Raw genomic sequence first — 19,923 nt, forward strand, 5'->3', positions numbered from 1 at the left:
ACCGTCTTGATGCAGTCGCTCATGGGGGAAACCACGGCAGTTGCTCATGGTTTGAAGTTACCGTAAGATAGTGGAGCCTTATTAACAAATATTTAACCCTTTTCTGCATAACCTGCTAACTATAAAGGCTCCACNAACCAAGTAAGGTTACTTTGGTTAGGAGTAATTTCCCCTACTACTACATTATTAACTCTAACAAATACTCTAGTAGAGGTAAGACCCGAAACACTAAAGATCAAAAAAGCTGTACCCAATGTACGTCATGCCCACCCATGTCCTCCATTTCCTTGAGAGCCTCCTGGAGCCCATAGGCTACCTGTACAGCTTGGGTAAAGGGAGAATAGCCCTTTGCCTGCTCTTGATGATAGGGATAGAGATCTAAGTAAACGCTGCCAGCGGCAGAGGGGCGAGCCTCAAAAATGGATCGCTTTACCAACACAAACGATAGACCAGGCACACCATGCAGACATTTATTCGCCGTTGCCGCACAGGCTTCTAAATTCCAAGGGGCAAACTCAATGGCCTCGGCACCAAAGCTAGAGACACTATCGAGCAGCAGTGCGACATTGTAGCCCTGACACAGTTGACCCAACTGGGCGACATCATTGAGTCGTCCAGTGGTGGTTTCGTGATGAACGGCAATCACATGGGTAATGGCTGAATCCTGGCTCAGGCACGTTTCAACCTCCTTCAGGTTCATGGGCTCGTGCCAGGGGGCAGTGACCACCTCCAGGGACTTACCATGAGCCTTGATCATTGCTGCCATGCGCTCACCGTAGACCCCATTTGTTACCACTAAAGCCTTGCCATCCTGAGGCACAAGGGTTGATAGCATTGCCTCTACGGCACAAGTGCCGGAACCGGTAAGTAAAATAGCGTCATAGTCCTCAGCTGCTGAGGGATACACCTTGGCTAGGCGGGCTTTGATATCTAGGGCGAGCTCAGCAAACTCAGGTTCACGATGGCACAGGTCTGGCTGGAGTAAGGCACGGCGCACGCGATCGCTGAGGGTAACAGGGCCAGGGTTGAGTAAGATCGTCCGGTTCATGTTGATGTAAAGCTTAGAGTTGGGCTAGATTCAGATCGAATCAAGGTGTGATTATCGGGCTTCTATAAACTGCCGTAGACGTTTAGCAACCTCTAGGGGGGTAATGTGGGGCCGAGGTAATTTGTCAGGAATACCAGGCTTAATCTTGGCGTGAATGAACATTAATTGCTCGGATCGGTCTTGGGTCAAAGCTTTTACGTCTTCAGGGGTTGTGGCAAAAGCAACTTGTTCGTAACCACAGGCTTTTGCGATCGCACCAAAATCAATGGAGGCCGACACGGTAGACTGTCCCCCTGTCGATTCATGGCGCTGATTGTCTAGGAGAATATGCCGCAAGTTGGGCGGACGTTCATAGCCAACGGTGGCTAACGCTCCTAGGCGCATCAAAGCGGCACCATCCCCATCGACCACAATCACTCGACGGTGGGGCTGAGCCAGGGCTATGCCCAGGCCGAGACTGGAGATACATCCCATGGAACCAACCATGTAAAGTTGATTGGCTTGGTCCTGAATGGCATACAATTCCCGACCGGTGTAGCCCGTGGTGGCCAACAGAATGTCCTGAGGCCCAGTTGCAGCTTGGATGGCTTGCAGCATGTCACGACGGGTGAAGCAGGGGTCCTTTTGAACGGGGAGAGCATCAGCCGGGGTGATCGACAGGGGCTTGACGGTTAATTGAGAGCTTAAGGGGCAAGATTCCACCGAACCCTTTTGCATCACCAGGGCATAGGGCGTCTGATGCTGCCGCATATGGGCAATCGCCCGGTCTAGAGTCGGCTCAACCTGGTCTATTTCCGTGGGAAAAGGTTCCCATGGCACCTGGATCAGGTCTAGCAATTGGGGAGTAATGGCTCCCATCAGCTGGTGCTGGGGTTCGTCCGGTGCCCCACTGGGTTGTCCTCGCCAGGTCACAATCACCAAGATGGGAATCTTAAAGGTGTGAGTCAGGGAGGTGAGGGGATTGACGGCATTCCCAAACCCCGAATTCTGAAACATGACCACACTGGGCACTCCAGCCAATTCGGCACCGCAGGCGATCGCCACAGCATCCCCTTCATTCGCAGCCCCCACATAGCGGAGATGATCAGAGTCAATGACGGTGTTAATAAAAGATTTGAGGTAGGAGCAGGGCACCCCCGTGTACAACCCAAACCCTTTTTCCTGAGCCGCTTGGATAAAGTATTCGGATTTGATCATCTAGAAACTTCCAGCCTTGAACAGATCTTCGACTTGATCGACATCGAGCCAATGCCCTTTGATATAAAGCACATGTACCCGATAGCCATGGGTGATCAACTCATTAATCAGAGTCGGCATTCGCCCCTGTTGCCGCACCTGCTCTGACTGGAGCAGAGTATTAAGGGTATCCCGTAATTTCTGCTGCCCCTGCTGGGACACTTTCAGCAATCCGGTCCATCTGCCGCAGATTTCGCCCTCGGGCAGTTCATGGCTGATTTGCTGTAGATCAACATGTTGATAAAATGCTTGGGTCGAGTCAGGTAGAGAACAAGCAACGTAATCGGGTCGGATTTGCTGGGTTTGGCGGTGCTGACTCGAATCTATAATGACCACAAAGTCATGATCAACCCCTGACAGCATTTGCAGAATGTACTTCTTGAACAGAACATCACCGTAGCCGATGATCCAATCCTGTCCATCCTGGGGCAATTCCTGCAAGCCTCGACTCAGGGAAACGAGTTCACCTGTGGTGTCATATTCGTCGTTATCTACAAAATCGAGGCCAGGTAAGTTGACAACTTCCTTTTTGTAGCCACGCACGACAGTGATGTCTTGAATCCCAACACTGTGATACTCATGGACAATCCTTGATAGCAGGGGTTGACCTTGCAGATTTACCATGCACTTGGGTTTATCTTTAGTGAATTGACCCAATTCAATCCCACGGGAAGCTGCTAGCAGAACTGTGCGAATCCCACCCCCGTTCTGGGGTAAATAGCGCTGCTCCGCTTCTGCATGTTCGGCGACACCTTGCAGCCGAAAGATCTCAGCTACAGGAACGATCTTGTCTTCAACATTCAGCAGGTTCTGCTCTACCATTAACTGCTGAGCCACCTTTTGGGTCATCGTTACTGAAGCGCGGAGTAGTTGATTGGCCCAAATGGCGATGGAGAAGCCAGCATCCCTAAAGACTTCAGTCGGTGTTGCGTAGTACTTGGTCGGTACAATTACCACCGGTGCGCGATCGCCCCACTCTCGTTTGAAGGCCAACACTTCATCAGGCACACGCAAGGCACTGTGGATCAAAATGCCATCCGCTCCGGCATCGTAATAGGCTTGGGCTCGCCTTAATGCTTCTGAAAGCCCCCAACCGGCAATAAACGCTTCTACCCGGGCAATCAGAACAAAATCATCATCACTTTGGGCATCTTTAGCGGCCTTGATTTTGCCGCAGAACTCGTCCATGTCAGCCAGGGGCTGAGCTGTCCCCTTAATAAAGCTATTGGTTTTGGGGAAGAGTTTGTCCTCAATACAAACACCAGCCACACCACGCTGCTCTAATTTTTTGACCAAGCGTTGGACATTGTTAAAATTTCCGTAGCCCGTATCCCCATCCAGCAGAATTGGGACAGAAGTGGCATCGGACATGAACTCAACTACTTCCAAGACTTGAGTCCAACTTGCTTCGTTGTTATCACGCACACCCAACTGGGCAGAAATGCTGAGACCACTGCCCCAAATGCCCTGAAAGCCTGCCTCTTCAGCAATCTTAGCGCTGATTCCATCATGGGCCTCTATCAGAAACTCTAACTGTTTAGAGTTCAGCAGTGTTCTAAGTTGTGTCGTTTTTCTAGGTTGTGTTGTTTTTCTAAGTTGCGTTGCTTTTCTAGGTTCTGTCGTTTTTGTCAATTGTGCTGTTGTTTTCATTTGGCATCCTAAAATTGCAACAATGTTGAACCAAAGTGGTCTAGGAGATAGGCAATATTTTCATCTTTGTTAAGGATCTGAATCGATCATGAGCCACTCAAAACACAGTTAACTCAGGATTAGCTCTTCCTACCCTGATGCTACTGTCGGCTCATAGCCTTTCAAGACTACTTGACTAGCCGTTTGACTAGCAGTGTTTATAAACATGACAAGCTTGCCTAGCTCCGAGCCCTTCCATGGTGGGCAAGAAATCAGGGGAGTTAGGGAAACCAGTGCAAAGGCTCAATAGCCTTATCTGACCACGTTTAACTAGCCTTTAAGCTAAATTTAAAATAATTTTAACCTTTTTTGTGCTCAATGAATATCGCTTCGGATCGTGATCAGGTCCTAGGGCGACATTCAAACTATGATTCCAAATCCTGCAAACCTTTAAAACGTCTTCCCCGTATCCTCTTTTGAGATACGTCTCGGCCTGGTTGGGTCCATAAATCTTAAAATCGTAGAATTGAAACTCTCGCAAAGGAAAGATTTCATCGAGATCTGGATACTGAGGATTTCCCCCTTCAGAGGGCAATCTCCTTTGGTCATAGATATAAATGTCAATCCCGTCAGTTATTTTGTAAAGATTTTTGTCGATCTTTCTAAAGTAGAAACCATGATCATTGAGGAGAGTTTCTAAACTAAATAATTTCTGGAAATCTGCCTCTGTCATCTCAATATCAATGTCATCATCCCAGGGAATGACTCCTTCGTGTCGCAGAGCACCGATTAATGTTCCTGAAATAGCCCAGTAAGGGATATCATGCTGTCTAAGTAGGGCATCAAGAAACTGGAAGTCTTGGCGCAATTGCCAATGTATTGGTTTTAATTTCTCAGCCAAAGCAACGACCATGTCGGCGATTGTCCCTGTTTTTTTTGATTCAATGCCCTTCTCGATGGCATAGTTGTAATGGGCGATCGCTTCAGCAAGTCCTTCTTGTTTTGTCAGCGCCTCGTGGGGTTGCGCTGATAACACATCTGACTCTAGCGCAACGGCTTGCTTATAAATGGTGGCTGCTTCTATCACTTGACGGGCACAGCGATCAATTTCTTCTAATCGCTGTAATGAGATCTGAGCAGACAACAATAGGTACCACAGCTGCTCGTGAAAGTCCTCACAGTCCGGTTTAAGTTTAATCGCTTTCAGGTAACAGGCAATTGATTCGACCCACTCACCTTGTGGGCAGTAGAGCTCTGCCAATTCTAGATAAAGTTGAGGATTATCTGGTTGCAGCTCAATGTTTTTTTGGGTGTTGGCGATTGCCTGCGCTAGATCATCGCGTGGATTTATTAGTGTATCTTTTATCTTAGTCCTGTCCTATAATCGCTTCTGCACCTAGGTTTGATTCCGGAGGAAGGCCAACCCTTAAAGATTTGCAGACCTTCCCTCGGGTTTGAGCACTTCTAGATTACGCCCGGTAATCACTAAGTAGGATTTTTTAGTGCATCGGTGCGCACAAACACGCTAGTAGTCTGCTTACCGCGCCTTACTTTTATTTCTAGTACCTTATTTACTCCACTATTTTCCACAAGGCGCTGTAGTTGTGTAGCATTAGTAACAGGTCTTCCATCAATTTGAACAATTATGTCCCCACGACGCATACCAGCCTCAGCGGCTGGTGTATCCGGCATTACTTGAACTACCAAGACACCATTGACTTCTGGTAATAGGAAAACAGAATTGGGGTCATTGTTGTTTTCTTGTGCTAGTTCCGGGGTTAGGGTTGTCATCCGAACGCCGATATATGGATGGACAACTTTTTGTCCTTGGGCTAGTTTGTTGGAAATCTCTTTGACTTTGTTGATGGGAATAGCAAAACCAATTCCCATGGCATTAGCCCGAATAGCAGTGTTGATGCCAATTACTTCCCCTGTAGCATTCAACAACGGACCACCAGAGTTTCCAGGATTAATAGCTGCATCGGTTTGAATAAAGTCTAGTCGCTTGTCAGGAATACCTGCCTGAGCACTGGAACGTCCTATGGTGCTGACAATTCCCAAAGTCACTGTATTATCTAGCCCTAGGGGGTTACCAACAGCAATAGCCCAATCTCCAACCTGAACTTGACTGGAATCCCCTAGAGAGGCTATGGGTAAGGAAGTACCGTTTATTTTGACAACAGCTAAGTCGGTGAATTCATCCACACCCTTGACTTGACCATTAAACTTGCGCCCATCCTTGAGGGTAACGGTTACTTTATCTGCATCTTCCACAACATGGGCATTGGTCAGTAGAATGCCACTGTTATCAATAATAAACCCAGAGCCTTGACCTTGTAAACGTCTTTCTTGGGGAATTTGGGCTGAAAAGTCATCACCGAAAAAGCGCCGGAAGAAGGGGTCATCAAAAAAGGGATCGACGCGCCTGGAAACTGTGCGCTCGGTGTCAATACGCACCACTGCTGATCCCACCCGATTCACCGCTGCTGTTACAAAACTGCTATTAGTAGCTGGCTGTGGAATCAGCAGTTGTTGGGCGATCAGTGGGGGAGTTACTGAGTCTGTGCTGGGTACAGGAGCAGCCTTGGAGGGAGATACACGATAAACGCCAACTGTCAATAAGACTCCAAGTAAGATAGCCAAGAGATAGTTACTAATTGAGCGAAGCCAAATCGAAAATTTAGTTGATGACATAGTATTATCGTATTCTTCTGGTTAATTTTGGGGAATAGTATTGCTAAGCAAATCCCACGACCTAAAACCTATGGGATTTACTTGGCTTGGGCTAGTGGTTACTAGTCAGTGGTTGCTGACCCTTACTGTTAACCCCTAACTCAAGTTTACCCTCCCTGAGATTCCTCCCACCCAGAGCCAGGAGTGGGTTTCGAGGCAGATTTTAGGATTGTGGATTAGTTGCTACAAGCATCTAATCGCTCTTTTAAGAGTTATTCCTATGACGTTAATACTACCTGGGCTAGTTCCAGATGGTGCGACCAAAGGGGGGTTTACTCGCCCTTGGAGGCGCGCACCGAGAGTCAGAGAGGTGACCTCAAGGGATGATCAGCCCAAGAGCCTCGAACAAGTTAACCTAAGAATTATCGATAATGATAGACCGACAAAGTTCGTTAACCTTGGACTACTCAAACAGAAAAATCACAAGCGAGAGTTAGCCACCTAATTTATTGGGTGGACAGCGAACGCGCCCCGCGTGGCCATAGGCCAGCGCGCCGGGATTCCCATACGGCTATCGTGTTAAAATAGAATCGTGAGTAAGAACAAGGTTGGTCGCGTTTATATTTTGCGCTTTTCGGTGAGATTCCGGCCAGAAGGAGACGGGGTATATCCTACGACCATGGAACAGGCAAACAATGCAGCAAAAAGTAGTGATTTATTGCCCTGATTTGTTTGGTACAACCACTCCGAAAGCTATTGTGCAATTAAATTAAAAGTAAATCCACAGGTTAACTTCTCTGTTAATGCGTTCGCGTAGCGTGGCCATAGGCCAGGGAGGTAGGGCAGTTTTGAATCTGCCGCAACGGTATACTAGATTCACTTCTAGATCAGACCGTGAGCCTCGTGGAGCGCGGTTTTAACCCGCGCAACGACATCCGCTCAGAATCCCCGTCTTTTCAAAGCGGGGAGAGTTCAATAATAAAACCGCTATGATCTCGAAAGATAGGGATTATGCCCTGACCCAAGAGCTGAATCACAACCATAGTGAACATACTCATGGTCACGTTCATGATGAAGAATCTCTGAGGCGAATTATCAATCGCCTGTCTCGAATCGAGGGGCATATTCGAGGGATTAAAACTATGGTGCAAGAAAGTCGCCCCTGTCCTGATGTTTTGGTACAGATTGCTGCAGTTCGAGGGGCTTTGGATAAAGTGGCACGAATTATCCTGGATGAACATTTAAGCGAGTGTATCGGTCGAGCCGCTGAGCAGGGCAACATTGAGGTAGAAATTGAGGAGTTGAAAGCGGCTTTAGATCAATTTTTACGTTAATCATCAGAGGCTCTATGCTGCTCTAGAAACTGACGTAGCCTCATCAAACTTAAGGTTTGACCCCAATTCAACGGTAACAAAGACACCCCTTCTAGGCGAGATTGTACCCAAGCATCTCCCCAATACCATTCATGATAACCATCAATTCCCTGACTCAAGAGCAGTCTTAAACAGTTCGGCTGAACAAGCTCAACCTTGTGTTGTACTGCTACTGGCCCGATGGAAGAAGTAAAGGTCAATCCTAAATCGAGCTGTTCGGGTAACTTGGAAGATAAATTCTCTGGCCACAACCACTGGTTCAGTTGCGCGGTATAGAGCAGACTCTCCCGGATAACAGTTTGTGGTGCTTCGACTTCAATCCTCAGATGACTTTTTTGAAAGATTCCTAGCATTTTGGTATTTATCGTCCTTATTCGTAGGAAATATTTGTAAGCTTCCCCACGGTTGGAAGCCGGGGGCTTTCCCGGATCCCAGAGCGTGTTGGTTTCAGTAGCCCTAGCAGACTTAACGCGCCTAAACTCGTTATTGATTGAATTTAAGGGTTAAGCGCCGAACCTCCAGCCTGGCTTACTCTACAGATGCGAGGGATTCCTCGCATCTGTAGCTTCTACAACCGAGTCAATTCTCGGACAGCCCCAATACTTCGTTTTACGCATCACTCGCCGATACTAACCTACTGGCTTAGCCGTTTCTCCGAAGTTAAGAGTGCCTTAGCTCATTTCAGTTATATATATTCTACCAGAAAATACTGGCTATTCCGAAAGATTTCGACGCCAACCTCAAGGGTATTGAACCCTTGACCATTCGGTCACGCTGCGCGAACGGTTGGCTACGGGGGATTATCCCCCGAGCCCCCTATTTTTGGTGATTAGTGTGACTGAGCCGATCAACAACAGTTCAAATTAACCAGAACTGATCAAACCCTTGTTGCTACAGTAACTTGTTTCCCTACCAGGACGCTAATTCCAAAAGATTTTAAGCTCAGTGATTGCTTGGGGTATGCTACCAGTGGCAAGTTACCTTTTTAAAGGTATTTAGGTAGTTTGGGTGTTTAGATAAGTGTTTGTGCAGTTTTATTCTTTTGAATGAACCGATGGGATAAATCCCGTCTGTTGTTTTAATGCCTTAGCTAAAGGGATAGGGCAAGCAAGGGGCTCGATACTTTCTCGATAATTTGTAAAATAAACATTAATTATATTAAGAAGTGTAAGAGTTTTCTATGGCTGACCAGTTAATTCGCGCCACAGCAGCTTCAGGGGGTATTCGCGCAGTGGGTGTGATTACTACACGCCTGACGGAAGAAGCTAGACAACGTCACCAACTATCCTATGTGGCAACGGCTGCACTAGGTCGTACCATGTCTTCAGGTCTTCTGCTGGCTTCTAGTATGAAACGAGCCGAGTCGAGGGTCAATATTCGGATTAACGGCAATGGTCCACTGGGTGGAATTATGGTGGATGCAGGATTAGATGGTAAAGTTCGAGGTTATGTAGACAACCCAGAGGTGGAACTGCCACCAAATAAGCAGGGCAAATTAGATGTGGGTGGTGCTGTTGGTAGGGATGGTTTCCTATATGTAGTTAGGGATGTGGGTTATGGCTATCCCTATTCAAGTACAGTAGAGTTGGTTTCTGGTGAAATAGGTGATGACATCGCTAACTATCTGCTAAATTCGGAACAAACCCCGTCAGCGCTGGTGGTTGGTGTGTTTGTAGGTGCTCAAGGGGTCACTGCGGCTGGGGGTATTTTAATCCAAGTTATGCCTAAGGCAGCAACGGATGAGGCATTAGTTCAAACTTTGGAATCTCGCATTACCAAACTATCAGGTTTTACACCGCTACTCCAAGCTAACCAGACCTTACCAGAGATTTTTGAACAGTTGTTGGGGGATATGGAGCTAGAGATTTTTCCAGAAACCCAGATGCTGCATTTTAACTGTGGTTGCTCCTTTGACCGGATGTTGGGGGCTCTGAAAATGCTCGGAAAAGAGGAACTTCAGGATATGATTGAAAAAGACGGTGGCGCTGAGGCAACTTGTCATTTTTGCTCAGAGGTCTATCATGCCAATCCGGATCAACTTTCTCAATTGATAAAAGAATTGTAAATTGAGTAGCTACTGGACTTCCTACTGTAACTGGAAGATTAGAATCCTGACTTGTAAAGGATTGCAAGAAATATGGATCAGTATAAAAACTCAAGCAGAATTCTAAGAACACTACTATAAGATAGGGTGTAGACTCTATATGTGTAAGGTGGGTAAAATCTCAACAACTGAGGTTGCTGTAAACAACCTGCTGTCTTCCGGTGTAGGGAGTGTGGAAGTGAATTATGACCAGAAATAGAGAATTTCCAGACCGTTGGCCAACGTCAAATGGTTCAAGTTCAGGTAAGTTTAATGGATGGCAACCTAACCATAGCGAACCGGTCACTCAACCGAGCGTAAACTATCCTAACCTAGGAAACCCATCGACACAGCCCCCCCAGCAATCTGAAAAATTTGTTGGTCAACCAGTAGCTAACTCTGGATTAAATACAGCACGAACTACCCCGAGACAAGCTCCCTCAGGAAAAACGACTGGAGTAAAAAACCTATTGCCTCGCAGTTGGCAGTTTTGGTCAGCCTTAGTTGTGTTGCTTTTCGGTAGTGCTGGATTTGCTTCAGCAATGATGTTGTTAAGGTTGCCAGCTGTACCAAACTGCCGTGCTGTGTTTTGGCCAACGGCTTCAGCATCGATGCGCCTATCTTGCGCTCAGGTGGCAGCAAATCAGGAAACTGTGCCGCAGTTGCTAAAAGCGATCGCATTAGTGGATGCCCTGCCCGAAGATCACCCATTACGGCCACAAGTTAACCAACATATCGAAGAGTGGTCACAAGTAATCCTCGAGATTGGGGAAGCTAAATTTCAAGCTGGTCAGCTCAATGAAGCTCTTAAGATTGCTAAACGTATTCCTTCAAAATCTGTAGCTGGCGCGATAGTAGAAAAGCGGGTAAAACGTTGGCAGAAAATCTGGTCAAGGGCAGAGGGAGTTTATGAGCAAGCAGAAAAACAGTTGAGGTTATCAAACTGGAACTTAGCATTTCGCGAAGCAGTACGATTGACCTATGTGGACAATGACTACTGGGCTACGGCTAAGTATAACCAGCTAACGGATAAGATTAAGATGGGACGGGAAGACTCGGCTAAGCTGGATAAAGCTTTTGAGCTGAGTAGAAGTGGCAATATAGAAAAGATCCTGAAAGCTATTGACAAAGCTAAGGAAATCACAGAGCAAAGTTATGCTTACAAAGAAGCTCAGGATTTAATAAAAGACTCTGGTAACAAGCTGGTGGAGATAGCTCAGAATAAGCTAGAGCAAGGGAAGTGGTCTGAAGTTCTTGACATTGCCTATAAACTTCCCGAAACGATTAAAGTACCTGAACTCAAATCTGATTTAATTGACCTAGCTCATGCCCTATCTCGTGCTGAGTCCGGTACAACCTGGGATTTAGAAGAAGCGATCGCATCTGCCCAAAAGCTCGACTCAGAACGTCCCCTATATAAGAAAGGGCAGCAATTAATTAGCCGTTGGCAACGAGAAGTAGAAGATGTGGCGCGACTAGAGCGAGCCCGAACCTATGCTACCTCGGGTTTAGCCAATGACTTAAGACTGGCAGTGGCTGAAGTGGAACAGATCCCTCGTGGTAATCCCCGCTATCAGGAAGCACGGGACGAAATTCGAGATTGGACTCGTCAAATTCAGCTGATCGAAGACAGACCATTCCTGGACCGGGCAGCACAACTGGCTAGTTATGGCAGCATTGATTCTTTGCAAGCTGCTGTTCAAGAAGCCCGTAAAATTTCCCGAGGTCGTAGTCTTTACCAGGAAGCTCAAAGTAAAATTAATCAGTGGTCTAGAAGTATCCAGCAGCAAGAAGACCAACCTTATTTAGACCAAGCACGCACTCTGGCAATCCGGGGTGATCTATATGCAGCCGTGGCAACTGCTGAACAAATTAAGTCAGGTCGAGCTCTGTACAATGAAGCCCAAAGCAAAGTCAGAAGCTGGAAGTTAGAACTAGAGGGTCAGCAGCGTTTACGGGAAGCTTACCAAATTGCTGAGGCTGGAACTCCACAAGCCCTAAGAAAAGCGATTCGAGTAGCTAGGCAAGTGCCAACCTCAACCAAATCCCGTAGCGAGGCGAGAACAGTAGTCAATCGCTGGAGTTACAAAATCCTATCCATAGCCAGAAGTCGTTCTGCCTATAACCTGTCTCAATCCATTGCGATCGCAAACATAGTTCCGTCTGGTACTCGCCCTTACCAGGAAGCCCAACGGCAAATTCAATCATGGCGCAAGATTTTAGCTCCACCTCCCCCACCTCCTGTGCCCGTAAGACGACCAAGACCAGTTCCGCCTGCATCTCCCCCACAAGTGGTGATCCCGAAACCAGCTCCCTCTCCACCATCAGTGGTAAAACCACCATCACCACCAGCCCGCTCCTACCCAATTGTGGTTCCACCACCGGAAGTTATCTCACCATCGGGTATTGTAAAACCACCGACTCAGCTAGAGCCGCCTAGGTTTAATCCCCCCGCTGGTAGGAAGATTGAGTTAATTGATACTGACTCTTAAGAGTCTCCGAGGGTAGTAGAACCGACTAGGATAAAACCTATGGAAATTGGACATTAAAAATTCTTAATATTAAATGGAATAAATTCCATTTAATATAGAATACTTTAACTTGTCATCAACCCTCAAGTCCCGTCTTGACCAGTTCATTCACGCTCCCCAAACTGAATTCACCCTCATTCTGCTAATTCTACTTTCGGTAGTTTTAGTGGTTCTTGAAACAAGTCTCGAGGGTACAGGTTTCATATATGGACTGGTCTATGTCAGCGAAGAGCTACTGACGGGCATATTTATCGTAGAATTAACAATCCGCTACCTAGTGGCAAGAAACAAACGTCGATTCTTGCGTCACTACTGGCTGGATATTATTGCTGTGCTGCCTTTGTTACGGGCATTTCGCTTATTGCGAGTGTTACGGATGTTAAGGCTGCTCAGAGTCGGAATTTTGGTAAACCGTAACCTCAACCGCATCTCTTCCTCACTCGCTGCTAGTATTAGTGCTCAGATTGGAGTTTTTCTGATTATCGGCTTAATTACATTAGTCGGTGCTTTAGGGATTTATCTGCTGGAGGGAGGACAGAATGAGTCATTTGCTTCCCTAAGAGACTCTTTATGGTGGAGTTTTTTTACCCTAATCTCAGGAGAACCCATCGGTGGTGAACCCCAGACTGATGCTGGACGTTTGATTACCCTGATGGTAGTCATTGGCGGGTTAACTATGTTTGCCGTCTTCACCGGTGTAGTTTCAGCAGTAATGGTGCAACGACTTAGAACAGTGATGGAGGTGAAATACTTGGAACTGGATGAACTGCGCAATCACATTGTTATCTGCGGCTGGAACCGAGGTGGTCACCTACTGATTGAGGAACTCCAGGCAGACTCTGACCTAAAGCACTATCCAATGGTGGTTGTGGCTGAGTTTACCGACACACCAGAGTCGGAACTCAAGGGAGTAAACCGTTCCCAAATATATTTCTATATTGGTGATTACACGACTATTGATGTACTCGAAAGTGTGGGGATCTATCATGCCTCACGGGCAATCCTCCTTGCTGATTCTACCCGTCCTCGAAGTGATCAAGACCGGGATGCACGAACAGTCCTAGCGGCCTTGACCATTGAAAAACTCCAACCGGAAATCTACACTTGTGCTCAACTCCTTGACCGGAAAAACAATGTCCAACTGCGAGTAGCTGGCGTTGAAGATGTCATTGTTGTTGATGAATTAGCTAGTCACTTAATTGCTACCTCAGCTCGGAACCTAGGAGCTGTAGATGTGTTGGCAGAGTTGCTAACTGTGCAAGTGGGAAACCAATTCTACAAAATTGTTTTACCACAGAAGTGGGTTGACATTTCGTTCTGGGAAGCTGCTCGGCGCTTGAAAGAGGAGTTTGATACAACGTTGATTGCAATAGAGCGCCATAGCAATGGAAATCGGGAAACCCTAATTAATCCCCCTAAAGATCAAACACTACTATCTGGCGATCACTTAGTTATTATTGCTCGTAGTCTCCCGAAAATTGGGGTGCCAGTCCGATAAAGTCTCAACTTTTTGGCAGGTCTTTTATAGTGCGTTCGCGTAGCGTAGCCCAAAGGGCTAATCGCATAAGCGCGGAAGCTGAGGCCGTAGGCCACGCTTTGCGTTCGCGTAGCGGAGGCCTTTGGCCACGCTAAAAGCGAACGGCTTTGCCGAAACGCTTCATCGCAAATTAGGATACCCTTGGAGTTTACCATGATTGCAACTTTTTAAACCCAGATTCCGCTTGTCTGTGTCTAGATAGCCTATCTGGGCAGTTACGATTTTTTAAAACTTACCTATATAGCAATCCTAAATCAATTGAGAGAATGTTTGTTCCCTGTTCCCTACTCCCGTCTTGATGCAGTCGCTCATGGGGGAAACCACGGCAGTTGCTCATGGGGGGAACCCCCAAGACCGCACTGCCTCCCCAAGACCGCGCTGCATCGCTGCTCCCTGGTCCCTGTTCCCTGTTCCCTGTTCCCTATTCCCTTTGCTATATGTATGAACAAGATTTTAACCGTTGGCGAGAAATCATCGTTGAACAAATAAAAGCTAGAAATTTATCGGCAATTGATTGGGATAATTTGCTGATTGAGTTAGAGGACATGGGAAAGGCTGAAAAGCGAGCATTCATTAGCAATTTAACCATCCTGATTGCCCATTTACTGAAAATAATGGTTCAAACTGACGCTCCTGAGTCCATGAAAGGAAGTTGGTATAGTTCAGTTACAGAACATCGGTTTCGTATCCAAAAAGATTTACAAGACAGTCCTTCATTTAAACGTTATTTAGAAGAAGCGATCGCTAACGCTTATCAAGATGCTCGAAAGTTAGCTATAAAGGAAGGTAAAAAAGCCAGCTTTGGCATTCGTAAGCCCAACCCTGAAGACTATCCCAATCAATGTCCTTTTACAATTGAACAGCTATTAGATGAAGACTTTTATGGAGATTAATTGAAAATGCGTTCGCGTAGCGTAGCCCTTTGGGCTAATCGCTTCTCCAAAGACACCTACCCTTTTCCAATCCTTGAAGAACTGAGTGCGTTCGCTAAAAGCGGAAGCTGAGGCCGTAGGCCAGGCTTTGCGTTCGCGTAGCGTCGGCTTTGCCGAAACGCTTCATCGCACTACTGGGATTAAATTAAACAACTCGATAGCCCTTATATTCCCGAACTTCAGGAGCTTGAGGGCTACCGAACACCACACAAGGTACCCAGGTTTTAACCTCCCCTCACCCATCACAAAATATTCCCTGTCACAAAATCCTTAACCACTAACACCTGTAAATCAGAAACGCGCCGGAATTGGTCGTCATTCGTCAACAAAGCCTCACACCCGTTTGTCATCGCCGTTGCCACCTGAAACCCATCAGGAAGTTTCAAACCATATTTTGCTCGTAACTGTGCAGCCAAAAGTCCAATTTTTGTCTCAATTTCTACTATCCTAATTGACTTATGACGCAGGAGGAAATCAACAAAATCTCGCTGTAACTTCTGATCGTGATTCTTCAAAGGATTGACCAAACATTCAGCCAACGTCACCGGAGAAATTACTCCTTGTAAATCTCCCCCATCTAACTTATTGATTACCCCTTGTACTACATCGGCAAAAAGAGGGTGATTCTCTACATAATAAATCACTGGAGAAGTATCAATAAAAATAGTCTTAACTCCCTCTAACGCCTCATCTAAGCTCACTCTGCTGACCTCCAGATCCCCTTTCTGCCCATTGATCACGCTGCTGATTGACCCATTCTTGAGCATCTTGACCTTCTAACAAGTTTGGTGCAATCCCTCTAAACTCTCCCAGAGGCCGTTTACATTCTTGATAGGAATTATCAGTAATATACTGCAGCAAATTTTCATAATCTGACTCATTATATTGACTTTTATCAGCATCTAATTCTTTCTGAAAACGCTGTTCTAAATAATTAAAAACTTCAAGCTGTTCTTTCTTATTCAATCTATCAATTTGTGTGAAAATATCTTTTAAATTGGTACGCATTTTACTTCCTAAACCCTTGATATCATCTTGATTAACCCTGAGGTCAAATGGTAAATTTTTAGCTGCATCAATTACTCCCAGTTTAAGCCCTAAATTCTAAGAGGTTGTCTGAGAAGTCTCATTTGCTACATCCAAGCCCCCGTTGGTCCCCATCTGTAAAAAAGCGAAGCATCCGCTAATTCCCCCCGAATTGGGGGGTTAGGGGGGCGGGGGACTTTTAGAAGCAAATTGACTCTTGTTCCCCCCAAAGTTGGGGGGCTAGGGGGGCAAAATTCAGTATAAAAAAACTTGGGAGATATCCTCTAAGAACTATGCTCAGTATGCTTTAGTAGCTCGTCCTTTTAGCTAAGGATTATTGCTCACATAGCTTTTTTAGTTTTTCACAGATACTTTGTCCAGATCACATTAATCACACAACAGTCACAAACTGAGTCTGACGATCATACCCGATTTCTGAAATGAATCGGAGCGGCGGGATTTGAACCCACGACCCCCACTACCCCAAAGTGGTGCGCTACCAAGCTGCGCTACGCCCCGGAAAACCTTATTTAATATACCACACTATTCGAGATCTGAACAACCAAACTAAAAAACTTTCAGAGACTTAGCTGCTGCTAGCAACCCTGGAACCGCTGTTGCCACCCAGCTCCCCTCACAACAGCGTCCCTGATTCAAAATCAAGCGTAGGGTATAAGCAGAAGGATAGCCCTCTACCTCCATCCACAGCCAATCGCTTTCTGCTTCACAAGTGATTTTCTCTTCATCCATCAACTCACTAGCCATCTCACTCATAGTCTGAGCTAATTGCAGCAACAACCGACAAAAGTCATTCAACTCTGACTCCGTTAGTTCAAATGCCCAGTCCTCACCACCCACTAGACCTTTATAGTTAGGAGCCTCAGGATCCCAACCAATACGCCAGCCTTCTCCATGTTTAACCAGACGTTCCATAAACCTGATTCTGCCCAATTAACCAGACGTCAATTAGGTTTGAGTAACTGAGCATCTCCTGGTTTAGGTAAAGATACTCCTCTTCTAGGATTGGAGGTTGTGGCCGGTGATGTAGGATTGGAGGTTGTTGCAGGTGATGGTTGTGTGCTCGACTCTGGTGCCACAGTTTCACTGCGATTGGGATTGAATATGTTGACCAAAACGCTTACTAATGCATCCCGTTCGGCACGAGTTAATTGTTCTATTGCTGCAATATCCCCTTCCATGGGATTTTCGGTTAAGGTATCCCCACTGGGATACTGGGATGCTTCTAGGTAATCGTATGCACCTAGATAGTCAGCCATGGTCAATTTCCAATCAAAACGGAAATTGGGCAACCGTTTTTTCTCATAGACGTGATACCGAATTAAGCGGTTAACCAGGGTATTATTGGCAGCTACTTCACCGCTTTCTTTACTAATGTATTGGTTCTGTTGTGGTAAATCCGGTAAACGCTTATATACTACCTTGCTAATCTCTGGGGGAATAAAAAACTGGGCGACAGCAGGCTGTGCTCCAAGGAGCTGGAAGACAGAGGGCGCTTGGTCGTGGGATTTCCACAGCAATAGTAAACCACTGGTCATAGTGGTAAGAGCTAAACCTAGCGCTAGTTTAATTCCTTTAGTCTTGTACATTGCTTAGAGACGGCTATGGAACATTCCTACACAACTTTGGGATAAAACTAGGTGAAAGAACTATTCTTGCCCCTGAAGCCCTGACGCCCTGACTAACTCACCACGGTAACTTAGTCCGCAATAATCTCTGGCTGTGTCAGTTCATCAGACATCTCAACAATTGCTCGCAGCACTGGCTTCATGGATGGCTCATCTAGACTTTCAAAATCTTCGAAGCGACGGCGCTTGGCACGGTTGGCCAGTTGTACAGTGATCCGATAACGATTAGAAGCTGCACTTACTAGCTGCTCCGTCCGTTGCAGAATGTCGATTGAATCAAAGTTATAGCTTTTGTGCAGCATAAGATTTATCAGGTATTGCTATTTCTGCTTAAAATCAGTATCGCCCCCTCTAGCCTAGCATACTTGACTTCTCAACTAGGGGTTACCCTTGATACAAGTCACAAAAGTTTTCTTGAGGTTAATAATATACCATCAAAAAGTGAAAGAATTTGTGAAGTTGGGGGATTTCTACTTACATTGCTTGGTATCTATGACAATAATAAGAAAGAACAGTCAATTTGTACTATCTATACCGAATCTACTAACTATACCGAAACTATATATCTAACCAAGGCTGGGAAGTTCTACCAAACTATCCCAGCCTACTTATGTGTAAATGGGGTCATCTGTAAATCGGATTATGTATAAATGCCATCTGTAATAGGACTTACGGAGTTTAGTTGGTTTTCACCCCTTAACCCTCCTTGCTCTGGGAGTTACTACTGACTAAAGTTTCCCAAGGCAAGAGACCTCTAGGGGGCAATGGGTAATTTTTGTGTAAATGGAGTCTTTACATGGTATCTCTAAATAGTATCCCTTGGATGCGATCGCATCGAAAGGCGACCTTAGTGGTGAGAGTACCTTGATTTACTCCTGTGGTACATTTACCTTTTACATATACAAAAGATCATACCATTGCTAAGCTATCTTGAGTGTGTCGAGTTGTTAACAATTATCTGACCAAATAAATCTTGTCTATGCAAACACTTGCCGCTCCTAGCTTTGAGTCATTCCATCAGCGCCAAATAACTCCCCTGAAGTTCGTTGTCCTCGGAGATAGTCTGATCTATGGATTTGGAGACCCAGAAGGTGGCGGCTGGGTAGAGCGACTGCGACGTCAGTGGATGTTACCCGATAGTCCTGGTCATGTACTCTACAATTTAGGAGTTCGGGGTGATGGGGTTACCCAAGTCCACAAGCGACTAGAGCATGAATTTCGCAGTCGTGGTGAACTCAGAAACCGTGTACCAGATGCCATTATTTTATCGGTGGGCGTTAACGATTCAGCCCGTAAGGCGCGTCCCGATGGCAAAAATTTTACTAATTTTGAGAGTTTCCAGGAAGAACTAGCCCATCTGCTCGAGCTAGCCCAGCAACTCTGTCCAGTGCTATTTGTGGGTATGGTACCAGTGGATGAAAGGAAAATGCCCTTTCTCGATTGTTTTTACTACAATCATGCTGACCAGTACTACTACAAAGAAGCAACTCGCCTTGCGTGTCTGAGGCGTCAAATTCCCTATCTAGACGTTTTTGATTTATGGACATCCCGTGGTTATGATTGGTGCTTCCAACACCTATCTCCAGATGGTCTCCATCCCAATGTGGCTGGTTATCAGCAATTATTACAAGACATCCTGCTCTGGAACCCCTTAGCTCAGCTTAACTCCTTAAGCCTAGGGACAGCCTAAACTATACCGTGTGGAGATACCAGTTACAGGATTGACCCCCGTAGCACGCTCACACATCAGTTTAGCCTGATAGCGGTCAATCTCGGCACCAGTAAAATCAGCACCAGTTATCTCGGCATCGTAAAACCTGGTGCTAATCATCATTGCCTTGGTCAAAATAGCATTGGTCAAATTAGCTTGGTCTAAAATTACCCGATCTGCCCAAGAATTGGTCAGATTTGCACCTTCGAGATTCGCTTTCAATAAATTTCCCTTGGTGAAGATAGATTTACTCAGGTCAGCACCTTGGAAGTTTGTGCCTCGCATTTCAGCGCCTGCAAATACGCCACCAACTAAATTCTTATGGGAAAAGTTACGATAACTCAAATCTGTAAGAGAATAATTTACTGTATTCTCCTGAGCATAGGCAGGAGTAGCCGATAAAAGCACCCATAGCCAAGCCATAACCAGAACTAAAAATAGTCCCAATAAGCGTCGCCAAATAACCCTAATCACTTGTGAACCTGACTCCTTAAAACT

The 19,923-nt window shown here is 46.0% G+C and carries 21 protein-coding genes and 1 tRNA gene; 9 read left to right on the forward strand and 13 right to left on the reverse strand.

Annotated features, from left to right (window positions below; translation table 11 throughout):
* Positions 1–235: 235 nt before the first annotated feature.
* The 5 genes from F6J99_RS03165 to F6J99_RS03185 all read right to left on the reverse strand — a co-directional run bounded on the left by F6J99_RS03165 (position 236) and on the right by F6J99_RS03185 (position 6,607).
* The gene (locus F6J99_RS03165; protein WP_293111674.1) at positions 236–1,048 is read right to left on the reverse strand and encodes an aminotransferase class V-fold PLP-dependent enzyme; all 813 of its coding nucleotides are present in this window, start codon (positions 1,046–1,048) and stop codon (positions 236–238) included.
* Positions 1,049–1,099: 51 nt separating this feature from the next.
* Positions 1,100–2,245 carry a phosphonopyruvate decarboxylase gene (gene aepY / locus F6J99_RS03170; protein WP_293111675.1) on the reverse strand — a complete coding sequence of 382 codons (1,146 nt, stop codon included), beginning with the start codon at positions 2,243–2,245 and terminating at the stop codon, positions 1,100–1,102.
* Entirely contained in the window at positions 2,246–3,934 is a 1,689-nt protein-coding gene (aepX, locus tag F6J99_RS03175; protein WP_293111676.1) for a phosphoenolpyruvate mutase, read from the reverse strand.
* Positions 3,935–4,250: 316 nt separating this feature from the next.
* Positions 4,251–5,174 (reverse strand): LicD family protein, encoded by a 924-nt coding sequence (locus tag F6J99_RS03180; RefSeq protein ID WP_293111677.1) that lies wholly within the window; start codon positions 5,172–5,174, stop codon positions 4,251–4,253.
* A gap of 224 nt (positions 5,175–5,398) precedes the next feature.
* Positions 5,399–6,607: an HhoA/HhoB/HtrA family serine endopeptidase gene (locus tag F6J99_RS03185; RefSeq protein WP_293111678.1), complete on the reverse strand. Its 1,209-nt coding sequence runs from the start codon at positions 6,605–6,607 to the stop codon at positions 5,399–5,401.
* A 259-nt stretch (positions 6,608–6,866) separates the two neighbouring features.
* Here F6J99_RS03185 and F6J99_RS03190 point away from each other — a divergent pair, with 259 nt between their 5' ends.
* The 3 genes from F6J99_RS03190 to F6J99_RS03200 all read left to right on the forward strand — a co-directional run bounded on the left by F6J99_RS03190 (position 6,867) and on the right by F6J99_RS03200 (position 7,920).
* Complete coding sequence (locus F6J99_RS03190) at positions 6,867–7,091, forward strand: hypothetical protein (RefSeq protein ID WP_293111679.1); 225 nt, start codon at positions 6,867–6,869, stop codon at positions 7,089–7,091.
* An 87-nt stretch (positions 7,092–7,178) separates the two neighbouring features.
* The gene (locus F6J99_RS03195; RefSeq protein WP_269087024.1) at positions 7,179–7,313 is read left to right on the forward strand and encodes a hypothetical protein; all 135 of its coding nucleotides are present in this window, start codon (positions 7,179–7,181) and stop codon (positions 7,311–7,313) included.
* Between the two features lie 262 nt (positions 7,314–7,575).
* Positions 7,576–7,920 carry a metal-sensing transcriptional repressor gene (locus F6J99_RS03200; protein ID WP_293111680.1) on the forward strand — a complete coding sequence of 115 codons (345 nt, stop codon included), beginning with the start codon at positions 7,576–7,578 and terminating at the stop codon, positions 7,918–7,920.
* On the opposite strand, the gene F6J99_RS03205 is transcribed toward F6J99_RS03200, so the two are convergent.
* Positions 7,917–8,312, reverse strand: coding sequence for a hypothetical protein (locus tag F6J99_RS03205; RefSeq protein ID WP_293111681.1), 396 nt, complete (start codon positions 8,310–8,312; stop codon positions 7,917–7,919). The two genes, F6J99_RS03200 and F6J99_RS03205, sit on opposite strands and share 4 nt — an antisense overlap.
* 827 nt (positions 8,313–9,139) lie before the next feature.
* On the opposite strand from F6J99_RS03205, the gene hslO reads away from it, so the two are divergent.
* The 5 genes from hslO to F6J99_RS03230 all read left to right on the forward strand — a co-directional run bounded on the left by hslO (position 9,140) and on the right by F6J99_RS03230 (position 15,003).
* Entirely contained in the window at positions 9,140–10,024 is an 885-nt protein-coding gene (gene hslO, locus F6J99_RS03210; RefSeq protein WP_070393109.1) for an Hsp33 family molecular chaperone HslO, read from the forward strand.
* 224 nt (positions 10,025–10,248) lie between these two features.
* Positions 10,249–12,534, forward strand: coding sequence for a chromosome segregation ATPase (locus tag F6J99_RS03215; protein WP_293111682.1), 2,286 nt, complete (start codon positions 10,249–10,251; stop codon positions 12,532–12,534).
* 109 nt (positions 12,535–12,643) lie between these two features.
* Complete coding sequence (locus tag F6J99_RS03220; protein WP_293111683.1) at positions 12,644–14,071, forward strand: ion transporter; 1,428 nt, start codon at positions 12,644–12,646, stop codon at positions 14,069–14,071.
* Between the two features lie 349 nt (positions 14,072–14,420).
* Positions 14,421–14,555: a hypothetical protein gene (locus F6J99_RS03225; RefSeq protein WP_293111684.1), complete on the forward strand. Its 135-nt coding sequence runs from the start codon at positions 14,421–14,423 to the stop codon at positions 14,553–14,555.
* A complete protein-coding gene (locus tag F6J99_RS03230; RefSeq protein ID WP_293111715.1) occupies positions 14,548–15,003 on the forward strand; it encodes a DUF29 domain-containing protein in 456 nt (151 codons plus the stop codon). Before F6J99_RS03225 ends, F6J99_RS03230 begins: the two co-directional genes overlap by 8 nt.
* A 281-nt stretch (positions 15,004–15,284) precedes the next feature.
* On the opposite strand, the gene F6J99_RS03235 is transcribed toward F6J99_RS03230, so the two are convergent.
* The 6 genes from F6J99_RS03235 to F6J99_RS03260 form a co-directional block, all read right to left on the reverse strand.
* Positions 15,285–15,743, reverse strand: coding sequence for a PIN domain-containing protein (locus tag F6J99_RS03235; RefSeq protein WP_293111685.1), 459 nt, complete (start codon positions 15,741–15,743; stop codon positions 15,285–15,287).
* Positions 15,730–16,050: a hypothetical protein gene (locus tag F6J99_RS03240; RefSeq protein WP_293111686.1), complete on the reverse strand. Its 321-nt coding sequence runs from the start codon at positions 16,048–16,050 to the stop codon at positions 15,730–15,732. Before F6J99_RS03240 ends, F6J99_RS03235 begins: the two co-directional genes overlap by 14 nt.
* A gap of 463 nt (positions 16,051–16,513) precedes the next feature.
* Positions 16,514–16,587 (reverse strand) — tRNA-Pro (locus F6J99_RS03245).
* Positions 16,588–16,635: 48 nt separating this feature from the next.
* Positions 16,636–17,001, reverse strand: coding sequence for a DUF1818 family protein (locus F6J99_RS03250; protein ID WP_070393104.1), 366 nt, complete (start codon positions 16,999–17,001; stop codon positions 16,636–16,638).
* 29 nt (positions 17,002–17,030) lie between these two features.
* Positions 17,031–17,675, reverse strand: a complete 645-nt coding sequence (locus tag F6J99_RS03255; protein ID WP_070393103.1) for a hypothetical protein — start codon at positions 17,673–17,675, stop codon at positions 17,031–17,033.
* Between the two features lie 110 nt (positions 17,676–17,785).
* Positions 17,786–18,016, reverse strand: a complete 231-nt coding sequence (locus tag F6J99_RS03260) for a DNA-directed RNA polymerase subunit omega (protein WP_070393102.1) — start codon at positions 18,014–18,016, stop codon at positions 17,786–17,788.
* A gap of 677 nt (positions 18,017–18,693) precedes the next feature.
* Here F6J99_RS03260 and F6J99_RS03265 point away from each other — a divergent pair.
* Positions 18,694–19,404, forward strand: a complete 711-nt coding sequence (locus tag F6J99_RS03265; RefSeq protein WP_070393100.1) for a GDSL-type esterase/lipase family protein — start codon at positions 18,694–18,696, stop codon at positions 19,402–19,404.
* Here the strand turns inward: F6J99_RS03265 and F6J99_RS03270 are convergent.
* The gene (locus F6J99_RS03270) at positions 19,390–19,899 is read right to left on the reverse strand and encodes a pentapeptide repeat-containing protein (RefSeq protein WP_202972101.1); all 510 of its coding nucleotides are present in this window, start codon (positions 19,897–19,899) and stop codon (positions 19,390–19,392) included. The two genes, F6J99_RS03265 and F6J99_RS03270, sit on opposite strands and share 15 nt — an antisense overlap.
* Positions 19,900–19,923: the final 24 nt, after the last annotated feature.

The sequence above is a fragment of the Moorena sp. SIO4G3 genome (assembly GCF_010692305.1).
In the GTDB taxonomy this organism is placed as follows: Bacteria; Cyanobacteriota; Cyanobacteriia; order Cyanobacteriales; family Coleofasciculaceae; genus Moorena; species Moorena producens_A.